Origin of the sequence: Streptomyces beijiangensis (genome assembly GCF_017315755.1) — a bacterium.
GTDB lineage: Bacteria > Actinomycetota > Actinomycetes > Streptomycetales > Streptomycetaceae > Streptomyces > Streptomyces beijiangensis.
Map to the genome: position 1 here is coordinate 1 of NZ_JAFLRJ010000225.1, position 13,226 is coordinate 13,226.

Annotated in this window: 13 protein-coding genes; 7 read left to right on the forward strand and 6 right to left on the reverse strand. The window is 70.5% G+C overall.

The window, feature by feature from the left end:
* Positions 1–92: 92 nt before the first annotated feature.
* Complete coding sequence (locus J0695_RS23475) at positions 93–446, reverse strand: SH3 domain-containing protein (protein ID WP_206964451.1); 354 nt, start codon at positions 444–446, stop codon at positions 93–95.
* A 269-nt stretch (positions 447–715) separates the two neighbouring features.
* Between J0695_RS23475 and J0695_RS23480 the strand changes: the two genes are divergently transcribed.
* Complete coding sequence (locus J0695_RS23480; RefSeq protein ID WP_206964453.1) at positions 716–2,356, forward strand: sensor histidine kinase; 1,641 nt, start codon at positions 716–718, stop codon at positions 2,354–2,356.
* Here J0695_RS23480 and J0695_RS23485 read toward each other — a convergent pair.
* From J0695_RS23485 to J0695_RS23495, 3 genes are read right to left on the reverse strand one after another with little or no spacing between them, the layout of a single operon-like run.
* Entirely contained in the window at positions 2,337–3,029 is a 693-nt protein-coding gene (locus J0695_RS23485; RefSeq protein ID WP_206964455.1) for a response regulator transcription factor, read from the reverse strand. The genes J0695_RS23480 and J0695_RS23485 overlap by 20 nt on opposite strands.
* Entirely contained in the window at positions 3,026–3,265 is a 240-nt protein-coding gene (locus J0695_RS23490) for a DUF397 domain-containing protein (protein WP_206964457.1), read from the reverse strand. The genes J0695_RS23485 and J0695_RS23490 overlap by 4 nt, the downstream gene beginning before the upstream one ends.
* Positions 3,262–4,101: a helix-turn-helix domain-containing protein gene (locus J0695_RS23495; RefSeq protein ID WP_206964476.1), complete on the reverse strand. Its 840-nt coding sequence runs from the start codon at positions 4,099–4,101 to the stop codon at positions 3,262–3,264. Before J0695_RS23495 ends, J0695_RS23490 begins: the two co-directional genes overlap by 4 nt.
* A 107-nt stretch (positions 4,102–4,208) precedes the next feature.
* Here J0695_RS23495 and J0695_RS23500 point away from each other — a divergent pair, with 107 nt between their 5' ends.
* The 4 genes from J0695_RS23500 (at position 4,209) to J0695_RS45220 (ending at position 9,292) form a co-directional block, all read left to right on the forward strand.
* The gene (locus J0695_RS23500) at positions 4,209–4,637 is read left to right on the forward strand and encodes an ATP-binding protein (RefSeq protein ID WP_206964460.1); all 429 of its coding nucleotides are present in this window, start codon (positions 4,209–4,211) and stop codon (positions 4,635–4,637) included.
* A 141-nt stretch (positions 4,638–4,778) separates the two neighbouring features.
* Positions 4,779–6,005, forward strand: a complete 1,227-nt coding sequence (locus J0695_RS23505; protein ID WP_206964462.1) for an MFS transporter — start codon at positions 4,779–4,781, stop codon at positions 6,003–6,005.
* A 108-nt stretch (positions 6,006–6,113) separates the two neighbouring features.
* A complete protein-coding gene (locus tag J0695_RS23510; protein WP_206964464.1) occupies positions 6,114–6,287 on the forward strand; it encodes a hypothetical protein in 174 nt (57 codons plus the stop codon).
* A gap of 11 nt (positions 6,288–6,298) precedes the next feature.
* Positions 6,299–9,292 carry a helix-turn-helix transcriptional regulator gene (locus J0695_RS45220; protein WP_206964466.1) on the forward strand — a complete coding sequence of 998 codons (2,994 nt, stop codon included), beginning with the start codon at positions 6,299–6,301 and terminating at the stop codon, positions 9,290–9,292.
* On the opposite strand, the gene J0695_RS23520 is transcribed toward J0695_RS45220, so the two are convergent.
* Complete coding sequence (locus J0695_RS23520; protein ID WP_206964468.1) at positions 9,236–10,258, reverse strand: ArsR/SmtB family transcription factor; 1,023 nt, start codon at positions 10,256–10,258, stop codon at positions 9,236–9,238. The genes J0695_RS45220 and J0695_RS23520 overlap by 57 nt on opposite strands.
* Positions 10,259–10,316: 58 nt before the next feature.
* Here J0695_RS23520 and J0695_RS23525 point away from each other — a divergent pair, with 58 nt between their 5' ends.
* Both J0695_RS23525 and J0695_RS23530 read left to right on the forward strand, forming a co-directional pair.
* Entirely contained in the window at positions 10,317–11,516 is a 1,200-nt protein-coding gene (locus J0695_RS23525; protein ID WP_206964470.1) for an MFS transporter, read from the forward strand.
* A 79-nt stretch (positions 11,517–11,595) separates the two neighbouring features.
* Positions 11,596–11,826 (forward strand): DUF397 domain-containing protein, encoded by a 231-nt coding sequence (locus J0695_RS23530; RefSeq protein ID WP_206964472.1) that lies wholly within the window; start codon positions 11,596–11,598, stop codon positions 11,824–11,826.
* A gap of 69 nt (positions 11,827–11,895) precedes the next feature.
* Here J0695_RS23530 and J0695_RS23535 read toward each other — a convergent pair.
* The coding region (locus J0695_RS23535; protein ID WP_206964474.1) for a MinD/ParA family ATP-binding protein at positions 11,896–13,226 on the reverse strand (1,331 nt) is incomplete at its 5' end.

A 13,226-nucleotide genomic window follows, 5' to 3' on the forward strand; every position in this document is an offset into this window, starting at 1 on the left:
GAGCAATGCGTCAGGGGCGGGGAGGCCTCGATGAGACCGCGGCCCGCCCCTGACGCATTGCTCACGGTGTGCTCAGCACACCGCGGGGTTGATCAACAGGCGACGAAACTGCCGCCGTCGCTCAGCAGATCGTCGCGAATCCAGCCGGCCGTACCGGTGGTGTCGTTGCGGACGTAGGTCCAGGTGTAGCCGGTGCTCGACACATAGGTGTAGCAGTGGTAGTCCAGCGTGTGCGAGCTGTACGCGATCCCGTTGCTGCCACAGCCGGTGGAGGAACCGCTGCGCTCATTGGCTCCGTTGGCCGTCTTGTGCCAGGCCGACCCGTCCTTGTCCCCCACGTTGGTGCCGCAGGCCGCGGAGGCCGACGCCGAGGTGGCGGCCGTGAACGGAAGAGCGACGGCGACTGCCGCCAGCACCGGTAAGAACGCTGCGAGTCTGCGCTTCATGATGAAACCCCCATGTCGATTCACATTGGCGATGTCCCTCACGCGCATAACGGCACCTGAGGGACAGGAGCGCCCACCCGCGCCCTCCGGGGTGCGAGTTGGGCAGTAGTACGCTCACACTCCGACAGTCCCGCGGGAACCCCCCGATCGGCTGTTGACCGGTTTTCCTGGGGGGAATGACTTATACCTCCGACGTCAAATTCACGCCATTCCTTCGGGAGTTGTCCGGAGTCCGTCCTTCGATTTTCTCTGAAGAATCTGGAGATGTGGTGAGCTTTCGACTGCGCGTATTCGGTCTGCTGCTGCTTCTCGCGCTGGTCGCCACGGGGGCGACCGCATGGCTGACCCTCCGTCAGGCCAATCGGCAGGTGCAGGAATCCGTCACCGCCGGGCGGCAGGAAGTCGCCAGGATCACCGGCACTCTGCGGGAGTACGGGCTGGCGCACGGCACGTGGGACGGGGCGTCATCAACGGTGCGGAAGTTGTCGAAGGACACCGGTCAGCGCATCCGGGTCACCACGGAGACCGGAGTGGTGCTCGCCGACTCCGACGTGCTCGCCGGCCGTGAGCCCCGCGCGGTGAGCAGCCAGCCACCGGTGCTGGTGGATCCCCGGCCGGCTCTACGGTCCCCCGGGGGGCCGGTGACGCTCGGCACGAGGAAGATAACCACCACCGCGATCGCCCGATACCGGGCCGCCGTGTCCTACGCGTCCTGCCTCACCCGGGCAGGTGATGAATTCACTGCCCGAACGGACGAGAACGGAATTCCACGAATCAGCGTAACCGCCAGGCAATCCCACTGTCAGGACCCGAAAGGGAATCCCGACCCGCTGACCCGGAAAGACTTCGAAGCGCTCGACGTCTGCGATTCCGGGGAGCCTTTCGACGCCTGTCTGCAGAAAGTCTTCAATGAACGGATCAGCGCCGTCGCCCCGCCGAGGCTGGAAATACGCCTCGGTGTGCAGGACGAGTCCCCCTCCGGCCTGGCGGCCGCGCCCACGGTGGCCGTCGCGGCAGGCGTCGCCCTGGCCGCCGTCATCGGCGGTCTGCTGCTGAGCCGCGCGGTGCTGCGGCCGGTACGGGCCATGACCCTGGCCGCCAAGGAGTTGGGCGAGGGCGACCTCGGGCGGCGCGTACCCGTATCCGGCCGGGACGAGATCGCCCAGCTGGGGGGCGCCTTCAACCGGATGGCCGCCTCGATCCAGGCCGGCGAGGAGCGCCAGCGCCGACTCACCGGCGACATCGCCCATGAACTGCGCACCCCGCTCGCCAATCTCCGAGGCTATCTGGAGGCACTGCGGGACGGAGTCGTCGAACCGACGCCCGAGCTGCTCGACTCGCTCCACGAGGAGGCACTGCTCCAGCAGCGCATCGTGGACGACCTACAGGACCTGGCGCTGGCCGAGGCGGGCGTGCTCACCTACCACAGCGCCGACGTCGAGCTGCGAGAGCTCCTGGAGGCAGGCCGGACGGCACACCGCGCCCAGGCCGAGGCCGCAGGAGTTTCCCTGGAGTTGGAGGCGCCGATCCCCGTCCGGGTCCTCGCCGATCCGGACCGGCTGCGCCAGGTCTTCGGCAACCTTGTCGGGAACGCCCTGCGCGCCACCTCGCCGGGCGGAGCTGTGACCCTGGCGCTCGTACGCCGTGGCGAGCTGGCGACAGTCGAGGTCCGTGACACCGGCACGGGCATACCCGCCGAGGATCTTCCGCACCTCTTCGACCGCTTCTGGCGGGCGGACGCGGCTCGGGGGCGTGCCACCGGGGGCAGCGGCCTGGGACTGTCCATCGCCCGTCAGATCGTGGCCGACCACCGGGGGACCGTCGACGTACGGAGCGCGCTCGGGGTGGGCACCGTGTTCACGGTCACTCTGCCTGCGGCCCCGGAGCAGGTCAGGCCAGGTCGTCCGTGAGCCGGTAGCCGCGCCCGTACACCGTCTCCAGATGTCGCGGCTTCGCGGGGTCGGGCTCCAACTTGCGCCGGAGGTTCATCACATGGGCATCCACGGTCCGCTCCAGTACGTCCCGGTCGTAGCCGAAGACCCGCTCGATGATCTGCGCCCGGGTGAACACCCGGCCCGGTGCGCGGGCCAGCGCCTCCAGGATGGAGAACTCCTTGGACGTCAGCACCACCGGCCGGCCCGAGACCCGGACCTCGAATCGCGCGGTGTCCAGTTCGACCTCGCCGACTCTCAGCACCTCGGCCTCCGTCGCGCCGGCCTTCCTGGAGCGACGAAGCAACGCCCGTACGCGAGCGGTCAGTTCGCGGGGGCTGTACGGCTTGGTGAGGTAGTCGTCCGCGCCGAGGTCGAGCCCGAGGAGCATGTCCTCCTCGGTGGTGCGGGCGGTGAGCAGCAGGATCGGCACCTCTGATTCGGCGCGCAGGATCCGGCAGACGTCCAGACCGTCGACGATCGGCAGCATCACGTCGAGGACGATGAGGTCGGGATCGGTGGAGCGGGCCCGTTCCAGCGCGGAGCGGCCGTCGGCCACGACCTGCACCGCATGGCCTTCCCGTTCCAGGTAGATACGGATGAGCCGGGACTGTTTCGCGTCGTCCTCGGCCACCAGAATGCGAGCGCTCACGAGGCGTACGCGACGAAACGGGTCCAGGCGGTGGGGGAGAGGGTGAGCGCGGGGCCCTGCGGGGCCTTGGAATCGCGGACGTGGATGGTGGTGGGGCAGGCGGCGATCTCTACGCAGTCGCCGCTTCCACCGCTGCTGTAGCTGGACTTGCGCCAGGAGAGGGCGACTTCGACGCAGTCGTCGCCGGAGCCGCCGCTGTAGCTGCTCTTGAACCAGGCCAGTTCGGGCGTGCTCATAGCTCTTCTCGCATCCTCTGCAACAAGCTCAGGGAGTCTTCCAGGGTAAGCGCCTGTGAGCGCATCCTGGCATACCGCATCTGGAGCATGCTGACCACTTTGGTGCTGGAGATGAACTGGCCGCTCTCCTGGCCCTCGCAATAGGCGAACCACCGAATCTCCGGGGTCTCCAGCAGCTGCATGGGGCCGTCCAGCCCGGCATGCGTCTCTCGCACCACCGGCATGATCTGGAACTCGATGTTCCGCTGCTTGGCGAGGTCGAGGACGTGATCGATGAGATTGCGCGTCACCTGCGCCCCGCCGGTCCGGCGCAGAAACAGGTGCTGCTCCAGGATGAAACTGTAGGCAGTGTTCGGGCGCACCCGGAGGAGCTGCTGCCGTTCCGCACGCGCCACCCACTGCGCCTCGATCTGCGCATCGTCCAGCGGCGGGAGCTGGTTCGTGAACAGGGTCCGCGCGTACGCCTCCGTCTGCAACAGCCCCGGAATCAGGCGGCATTCGTACGTGTACAACGTGCGCGCCTCCGCCTCCAGCCGCGCCCACTGCCGGAACCAGCTAGCAAGCCCCGGCTGCCGCGAAAGGTGCCGCGCCGCACCCCGGATCACCCCGAACGCATCGAGCACCTCCTCCGCCCGTGCCACGAACTCCGGCGGCGGGAAGCGGCGACCCTGCTCGATCGAGGCGACGGTCGGTACCGAGTACCGCACCAGCGGTGCGAACTCCTCCTGCGTGTACCCCGCCCGCTTGCGGAAGGCCTTGACGACCTCCCCGAAGCCCTTGAGGCTGTCCGAGGACTCCGGCTCACCGTCACCCGCACCGTCTGTCATGTGCCCCATGGTCACGGCCAGTTACCAGTACTGTCCACCCCGCGTACCCGTACGCTGACGCAGCGTACGGGTCGCTGATCTGGTGAACCGCCCCCTCCGCGCGCCAGATTGATCGCATGACGCACCCCCACACCCGCCAAGAGCCGGTCACCGTACGTGTGTTCACCCAGCGCTTCAGCTCCACCCCGCTCGGAGCGCGCCTGGCCCGTCACCTGGCCCTCCACCAGCTGCACGGCTGGGGCATCCCGCGCGGTACGAGAACCTCCGACACGGCGGCCGTCATCATCGCCGAACTGGCGGCGAACGCCACGACCCACGGCCGCGTTCCGGGCCGGGACTTCGAGCTCAGCCTCTGCCACGCCCCCGGCGTCCTCCGCATCGACGTCTCCGACACCCGCACCGAGCGCCGCCCGCACCTCAACACTCCCGCTGTCGACGCGGACTCCGGCCGGGGCCTGTTGCTGGTCGACGCGCTCGCCGACCGCTGGGAGGTGCTGGACCGCGTACCCCTGGGAAAGACGGTCCGGGCGGAGCTACTGTGGTGATCTCGACTCTCGACGTTTCTGCCGGCGATGGAGCCGACGGCGACACGGCATCACCATGGACGACTCCTGGCGGCGGGGGGCGGCGCCCGCCACGGGCCGCGCTCACCCGGTCCCGTCCCACCGCGCAGCGGAAGGTTCGCCGTGACATCACGGCACTGGTTCCGTCGCTACCGTTCTGCCCTCAAGACCCCCGGCGCGGCGGCCTTCTTCCTGGCCTCGGTTCCCGCCCGGGTCGGGGTGGCCATGGCCGGACTCGGCATCGTCTGGCTGGTCCATGCGGAGACCGGGTCCTTCGGGACGGCCGGGCTGGTCACCGGCTCGTTCGCCGTGGCGGAGACCCTGGTGGGCCCGCAGGCGGCCCGGCTCATGGACCGTTTCGGACAGTCGCGCGTCCTCGTCCCCCTGCTGTGCGCCCATGCCGGCGCTGTCGCGGCCCTGGTCGCGCTGGCCGTGACGGGGGCGCCTCCGGTGGCGCTGATGGCGGCCGGTCTCGCCGCCGGGGCGACCGTCCCGCAGTTCGGTGCGCTCTCCGCGGCCCGCTGGTCGGCCCTGCTGCACGGCAGGGCCGAACTGACCCCGGCCTTCGCGCTCGAAACACTCGGCAACGAGGTCGCCTTCCTCCTCGGGCCCGCCCTCGCGGTGCTGATGGCGACCCAGGTGCACCCGGCCGCGGGCACGGTGCTGGCGGGGGCGCTCGTCGTCGGTTCCGGGCTGGTCTTCGCGGCGCAGCTCCGTACGGCCCCGGCGCCTGTTCCGGACCGTACGGCCGCCCACGGACCTGGGGCTCTGTGGAACCGGGACTTCGCCACCCTGCTGGCGGTCAACCTGGCCCTGGGCGTCTTCTTCGGCTCGATGCAGGTCTCGGTGAGCGCCTTTGCCGACATTCACCACACCGCCTCGGCCGCGGGCCTCCTGTACGGACTGATGAGCGTGGCAAGTCTGCTGACCGGTCTGGCGTACGGGCGACATCGTCTGCGTACCGCACCCGAGGTCCAACTCGCCCTGATCCTGGCCTTCCTGGCCTGCGCGTCGCTGCTGCCGGTGCTGGCCGACGCCCCCTGGCAGCTCGGCCTCGCCCTTCTGCTCCTCGGTGCGGGTGTCGCGCCGTGCATCATCGTCTCGTCGACGCTCATCGAGTCGGTCATGGACCGGTCGGTCCTGACCCAGGCCTTCACCTGGACGAACTCCGCGAGTGCGGCGGGCATCGCCGTCTCCGCCGCCGTGGTCGGCCGGCTCGTCGACGGTCCGGGCGGCACCCGAGCCGGTTTCGCCGTCCCTTTCGTCTTCCTCGCCCTGACCGCGACGGCGGTCCTGAGTTGGTCCCGCCGTCCATCAGCAGGATCTAAGGCCCCTTTGCCCCAGGCCTAAGGCAGCCACGCGCCGGAAGATGCGCAGGCCTCCCGATGTGGCACCCCCACCTCAAGGACGACGCTGGAACCACAGCAGGAAGAGACCATCTCGTGCAAGGGGACCGCCATGATGCACCACGAAATCCAGACCGCCCGCCAGGCCGACATCCTCGCCCGCGCCGCGCACCGCCGCCTGGTCCGCGAGGCGGAGAAGGCGGCGAAGGCCGAGAAGTCAGAGAAGGCAAAGCAGGCGGCCCGTGCCGCCGCCGAGCGTCGCAATCCCTACGCCCGCGCCGCGTGACTGGGCATGCGATGCTCGATCTTGTGGAAAGCAGTCACATAAGCCCTGTCTTCGTAGGCCGCAACGCCGAACTGACCGTCCTCGGCGAGGCCTTGTCCCGGGCGGATGCCGGAGAGCCCCGTGCCCTCTTCATGGGGGGCGAGGCCGGCGTCGGCAAGACCCGGCTGATCGAGGAGTTTCTCGGCCGTGCTGCCGCGAACGGGGCTGTCGTCGCCCGGGGCGGCTGTGTCGAAACCGGCGCCGACGCCCTGCCGTATCACCCTGTCTCGTCCGCCCTGCGCTCCCTGCGCCGCCAGCTCGGCGACGAGCTCCACGCGGCCGTCGCCGGGCAGGAGGGCGAGCTGGCCCGGCTGCTGCCCGAGCTCGGTGAGATGGACCGGGACCGCTCCGAGACCGACGGCCGTGCCCGGCTCTTCGAGCTCACCGTCCGGCTCCTCGAAAGTCTTGCCGCGGACCGGACCCTCGTCCTGGCCCTCGAAGACCTGCACTGGGCCGACCGCTCCACCCGCGAGCTGCTCAGCTATCTGCTGCGCGCCCTCACCGACGGCCGCCTGCTCATCGTCGCCACCTACCGCGCCGACGATCTGCACCGCCGCCACCCGCTGCGCCCCGCCCTGGCCGAGTACGAGCGGCTGCGTACCGTCACCCGCTTCGAACTGTCCCGCTTCGACCGTACCGAGGTCCGCCGCCAGCTCGCCGCCATCCGGGGCGAGGCCCCGACCGAGCAGATGCTGGACCGCGTCTTCGCACGCTCGGAGGGCAACGCGTTCTTCGTCGAGGAGCTGGCCTGCAGCATCGTCGAAGGTTCACCGGGCGGCATCAGTGACTCCCTGCGCGACCTTCTGCTGGTCAGGGTCGAGGCGCTGCCGGACGAGGTGCAGCGCGTGGTGCGGATCGCCGCCGAGGCAGGCTCCGAGGTGGAGTTCCGGCTGCTGGCCACCGTCACGGGCCTCGCCGAGGACGAGTTGATCGCGACGCTGCGTACCGCCGTCGGAGTCTCCGTACTGCAGCCCGCCGAGGAGGGCGAGTCCTTCCGCTTCCGGCACGCCCTGATGCGCGAGGCCGTGGCCGGAGACCTGCTGCCCGGCGAACGCTCCTCCCTCAGCCGCCGTTACGCCGAGGCGCTGGAGGCCGATCCCACGCTCGTACGGAACGGTGAGCGGGCCGGGCGGCTGGCAGGTTACTGGTTCGGTGCCCGCGACCCCGCCAAGGCGCTGCCCGCCGTGATCGCCGCGGCGGGAGCCGCCCGCGGCCGGCATGCGTTCGCCGAGCAGCACCAACTGCTGGAGCGTGCACTGGAGTTGTGGGACGACACCCCCGAGGAGCTGCGCTGCCGGACGATGCGGCAGGCCGTCGACGACGGGCTGTCACCGGCCATCTCACCGGACGCGTCCGGTGACTTCGTGGACCTGCTCGCCGCGATCAGCGTTGCCGCGCGCCTCACGGGGGAGCGGGAGCGGGCGCTCGCCATCTGCAAGCGGGCGCTGCGCATGCTGGAAGGCGAACCTCTGCGGGCCGCCTGGTTCTGGATCGAGCGCTACCAGCTGATGCGCGACCTCTCCCGCTCCGACGGCTGGGACGAGATCACCCATGCCCAAGAGCTGTTGAAGGACCTGCCGCCGACCGTCATCCACGCCGAAGTGCTGACGTTCGCGGCGCACTGGCACACCGTGCACCAGCCGACGCCGGCGGCGATCGAGACCGCGAGAGAGGCGGTGGAGCTCTGCAGGCTGACGGGCGCGGAGATCACCGGCTACACCGCGCAGCACACCCTGGCCTGGCTCACCATGGACTCGGGCGACGTCGAGGCCGGGCTCCAGCAGGCCCGTGACATCTGCGCCCAGGAGCTGCGGCCGGGCAACGTCAGCGTCCTGCTGCGCGGCTACGGCAACCTGTCCACGGCGTACCACGGCATCGGCCGTTACGCCGAAGCCGTCGAGGTCGGCGAGAACGGCAGCGGGCTGGCCGAGCGGCACGGGCTGCCGGACGTCGCCTCGTTCATCGACGGGAATCTCGCCGAGTCCCTCATCCAGCTCGGCCGCTGGTCCGACGCCGACGACGTACTCGACCGGGCCATCGGCCGCCGCGGGACGAGCGTCCGCACGCATGGGCAGATCGCCGAGCAGCGGGCCGAACTGGCCCTGGTCCGGGGCGAGTACGACGAGGCCCGGCGACAGCTGGCGGAGTCCGACAGCTGGTCGGGCGGGACTTACCCCGAGCCGCAGCACACCCTGCCCATGGCACGGGTCGCCATCGTGCTGGCGGCTGCCGACGGCCGGATCCTCGACGTCCGCACCCTGCTGGAGACGGCGGTCGGCGAGGCCATCGCACCCGGCCACCAGCGGTACGGCTGGCCGCTGCTGTACGAGGCCGCGGCGGCGGAGTCCCGGGCCCGCGGTCTCGCGGTGGCCGAGCCGGGGAGCAAGGCGGCGGTCGAGCGGATCCGCAAGGCGATGCACGGCCAGCCCGATTTCGTACCCGTGTGGGCCGCGCAGTCCCTGATGATCGAGGCGGAGCTCCTCACCGCCGAGGGCGTGGACACCACCGCCCACTGGACAGAGGCCGTCGCCGCCACCGAGCAGCTGGAGGGCCCGGTGCTGCTGGCCACCGCCCGGTTGCGGCTCGCGGAGGCCCTGATCACGCAGGGCGGCGCCGGACCCCGCAATGCGGCCGGTGAGCTTCTGCTGCAGGCGAGGGCGGTGGCGCACGAGCTGGGCGCGGTGCCGCTGGAGACGGAGATCACCACGCTGGCCGGCCGCGCCCGGATACCGCTGCGGCAGGGCGAGGACGCGGCGCCCGCGCCGGTGCTGGGACTGACCGCCCGGGAGCTGGACGTACTGCGGCTGGTCGCCGCAGGGCGGAGCAACCGGAAGATCGCGGAGGAGCTGTTCATCTCGCCGAAGACGGCGAGCGTGCACGTCTCCAACATCATGGCCAAGCTGGGCGCTTCAGGCCGGGGGGAGGCCGCGGCCATCGCGCACCGGCTGGGAGTCTTCGACGACTGACGCCTGCGCTCCCACCACCGCGTCCCCGGCTTCCGTACGGAAATAGAGCACCGAACGCCCCGCCCTGCGCCGCCCCACCAGGCCCGCGTCCAGCAGCACCTTCAGATGGCGGCCCACCGAGCCGAGGCCCTGGTCCGTCAGGGCGACCAGCTGGGTGGTGCTCCGCGGTGCGGCCAGCAGGACCAGGACGGTCGCGCGGCCGGGACCGAGCAGCCGGGCCAGGGCTTGTGGTGCGGGCGTGCGGTCCGGTTCGGACAGGGCTCCGGTGTACGGGTACACGGCCGCGAAACGGCGCTCGTCCTCGTCCCACGCCACCCAGCCGCCCCGGCCGCTCGTCGGCACGAAGAGGAGCTCCGCGCCCGACACCTCCCGCGGCGGGTAGTCCTGGGCGTTGATCCGCAGCCGCCCGTCGCCCAGCCAGCGCATCCCCGGCCGCATGCCGTCCAGCGCCGCCGCCCACCCGCCGGTGGTCAACTGCCGTGTGCGGGACAGGACATCGGCCTCCAGGAGGCGACGGCGACGGGGCCAGTACGGCAGGACCGTCTCCGTCCACACCCACTCCATGAGCGCGGCCGTGCGGGCCGGCAGGTCATCTCGTACGAGAGCCGGAGGGAGCCGTCCGTCCATCGACACCCGCAGGCACTCGATCGCCTCCTGCGGTGGTGTCGCACGCACCACCGCCAGCTCTTCATCGAAGGAGAGGCCGCCTGCCGACGGGGGCACCGGGGTGAAGAAGTCGGCCAGCCAGCGGGGGCGGAGCGCGGCCCGTACCAGCTGGTGGGTGAGGGGATCGGCTGCCATCAGCTGCTGGTACGCGGGGCGGTGTGCCGCCAGCCAGACCTGCTCGCCGGGGTGCGTGGCGTCCCCGCGCTCCAGGGTGATCAGGCAGGAGACCGTCTCGGAGAGGGTCGAGAGGACGAAACGGCTCCGCGCCAGTGTGTCCGCGTCGATCAGCCACAGCCCCATGTTTCGCCTTCCCGTGAAACAGTGTCCCGCACTTTGGCGCCCGCAGATGATCTGCTCCATGCGCAGCTACCAAGACCTCTTCCGCACAAGGGAGTTCACTCCGCTCTTCGCGACGGTCTCCCTCTACGTCGCCGCCTCCACCGTCAGCGGCATCGCGCTCGGCGTTCTCGTGTACGAGGCCACCGGGTCGCCCCTGCTCTCCGCCCTCTCCATGTTCGGAGGCTCTTTCGCGCAGGTGATCGGGGCGGTCGCGCTGCTCTCGGCGGCGGACCGGCTGGAGCCGCGCGCCGCACTCGTCGGCCTGGCCCTGGTCTTCGGGATCGGTACCGCTGTACTTGCCGTGCCGGGGCTGCCGCTCTGGGGTTCCTTCGTGGTGATTCTTCTGCTGGGGCTGATCGGCTCGGTGGGCGGCGGGGTGCGGTACGGGCTGCTCGGCGAGGTCCTGCCCAAGGAGGGGTTCATCCTGGGGCGGTCCGTCTTCAACATGTCCTCCGGAATCATGCAGATCTGCGGCTTCGGACTCGGCGGGCTGCTCATCGCCGCTGTCTCGGCGCGAGCAACTCTCGTGATCGCGGCAGGACTTGCAGTCGCTGCTGCTGTTGTCGCCCGTTACGGACTGAGCCGGCGGCCCGCGCGCGCCACGGGCCGTCCTTCGGTCAGGGAGACCTGGCGGGTCAACACCCTGCTCTTCTCGTCCGGGCCCCGGCGCGCCGTACTGCTCGCGCTCTGGGTGCCCAACGGGCTGATCGTCGGCTGCGAGGCGCTCTTCGTCCCGTACTCGCCCGAGCACGCCGCTCTGCTGCTCGCGGTCGCCGCCTTCGGGATGTTCACCGGGGACGTACTGGTGGGGCGGGTGCTCCCGGTGGTGTGGCGGGTCCGGCTGGCCACTCCGCTGCGGCTGCTGCTCGCCGTTCCGTATCTGCTCTTCGCACTGCGGCCGGGGCTGCCGGTCGTGCTCGTCGCCGTGGCCGTGGCGTCGGTCGGGTACTCCGCGAGCCTGGTCCTGATGGAGCGGCTGGTGGAGCTCACGCCGGACGACGTACAGGGGCAGGCGCTCGGACTGCACACCTCGGGGATGCTGACGATGCAGGGCGTGGGGGCGGTGCTGGCGGGGGCGGTCGCCCAGCACATGTCCGCCGCGAACGCGATGGCGGTGATGGCGGGCGGGTCGGTGCTGGTGTCGGTGGTCCAGACGCCGGGGCTGCGGAGTGCCCAACGCTCGATGTGCGGACGCAACTCGGTATTGCCCGGCAGTTGAGGAACTTGCACCGGTCTGCGAAGTGTTCGGCGATACAGTCCTCGGAGTGCTTCGAGGCGAACGGAACGGAGTGAGCGCGGTGGCGAGCGAGCAGGAGAAGGCAGAGCTGTACGCCTTGGACATCAGCGGTGCCGAATGGGTCAGTGCACCTGGCGGCCCCGATGACGAGAAGGTCGAGATCGCCTATCTGGAGGGCGGGGCGGTCGCGATGCGCAGCTCCGCGGACCCGGAGACGGTGCTGCGGTTCACCGAGGGTGAGTGGACGGCCTTCGTACTGGGCGCGCGCGACGGGGAGTTCGACCTCACATAGCCGTACGGGGTCATACGGAAGGGGTCCGGCGCGATGACCGCGCCGGACCCCTTCCGCATTGCTCCGTTGCTACTGCGTCCAGCCCGAAGGCGGGCCCGCGGGCGGCGGTTGCTGCTGCCAGCCCTGCCCCGGCTGGGGCTGCTGCTGAGGCGGCTGCTGCTGGGGTGCCTGTTGCGGCTGCTGCTGCGGGGCTCCCCAGCCCTGGCCCTGCTGCGGCTGGGTGTAGGGCTGCTGCTGTCCCTGCGGGGGCTGCTGCTGGGGTGCGTACCCCTGCGGCTGCTGTTGCTGCTGCTGGCCGCCCCAGCCCTGGCCCGGCTGGACGCGCGAGATGTCCTCGGCGACGAGCGCCGAGAGGTTGAAGTACGCCTCGCGGGTCTTGGGCCGCATCATGTTGAGGTCGACCTCGGCGCCGGCCGCGAGGTGCTCGTCGAAGGGGACCACGACGACCGCGCGGCAGCGGGTCTCGAAGTGGGCGACGATATCGTCCACCTTGATCATCTTGCCGGTCTCGCGGACTCCGGAGATGACGGTGATCGAGCGCTGGACCAGGTCCGCGAAACCGTGCGCCGAGAGCCAGTCGAGGGTCGTCGATGCCGAGCTCGCACCGTCCACCGACGGGGTGGAGATGATGATCAACTGGTCGGCCAGGTCCAGGACTCCGCGCATCGCGCTGTAGAGGAGACCGGTGCCCGAGTCGGTGAGGATGATCGGGTACTGACGGCCGAGGACGTCCAGCGCGCTGCGGTAGTCCTGGTCGTTGAAGGTCGTGGAGACCGCCGGGTCCACGTCGTTGGCGATGATCTCCAGACCCGAGGGGGCCTGGGAAGTGAAGCGGCGGATGTCCATGTAGCTGTTGAGCTGCGGGATCGCCTGGACCAGGTCACGGATGGTCGCCCCGGTCTCGCGCCGTACACGGCGGCCGAGCGTACCGGCGTCCGGGTTGGCGTCGATCGCGAGGATCTTGTCCTGGCGCTCGGAGGCGAGGGTCGACCCGAGGGAGATCGTCGTGGTCGTCTTGCCCACGCCGCCCTTGAGGCTGATCACCGCGATCCGGTAGCAGGACATCACCGGCGTACGGATGAGCTGCAGCTTGCGCTGACGCTCCTCCTCTTCCTTCTTCGCACCGAGCTTGAAGCGGGAAGGTCCTGCGTTGTTCTTGCGGGACTTGGGCTGGTTGCGCAGGAGCCGGTCGGAGGAGAGCTCGACCGCCGCGTTGTAGCCGAGGGGCGCGCCGGCGGGCATGCCCGTGGGCTGCTGTCCGGGGCCGCCGGGCTGGGGGCCTGTGGGCGTGGACCAGCCCTGGGGCTGGGGGGCCTGGGGCTGCTGCGGTTGCTGTGGCTGTACGGGCGGCTGCGGTTGCTGCTGCTGGACTGGCGGCTGCTGCTGCTGGGGCACGGGCT

Bases quoted from the DNA above. Each gene is read 5' to 3' on its own strand.
- J0695_RS23475 (WP_206964451.1), bottom strand. From the start codon at position 446: ATGAAGCGCAGACTCGCAGCGTTCTTACCGGTGCTGGCGGCAGTCGCC.
- J0695_RS23490 (WP_206964457.1), bottom strand. From the start codon at position 3,265: ATGAGCACGCCCGAACTGGCCTGGTTCAAGAGCAGCTACAGCGGCGGC.
- J0695_RS23495 (WP_206964476.1), bottom strand. From the start codon at position 4,101: ATGGGGCACATGACAGACGGTGCGGGTGACGGTGAGCCGGAGTCCTCG.
- J0695_RS23500 (WP_206964460.1), top strand. From the start codon at position 4,209: ATGACGCACCCCCACACCCGCCAAGAGCCGGTCACCGTACGTGTGTTC.
- J0695_RS23510 (WP_206964464.1), top strand. From the start codon at position 6,114: ATGATGCACCACGAAATCCAGACCGCCCGCCAGGCCGACATCCTCGCC.
- J0695_RS45220 (WP_206964466.1), top strand. From the start codon at position 6,299: ATGCTCGATCTTGTGGAAAGCAGTCACATAAGCCCTGTCTTCGTAGGC.
- J0695_RS23520 (WP_206964468.1), bottom strand. From the start codon at position 10,258: ATGGGGCTGTGGCTGATCGACGCGGACACACTGGCGCGGAGCCGTTTC.
- J0695_RS23525 (WP_206964470.1), top strand. From the start codon at position 10,317: ATGCGCAGCTACCAAGACCTCTTCCGCACAAGGGAGTTCACTCCGCTC.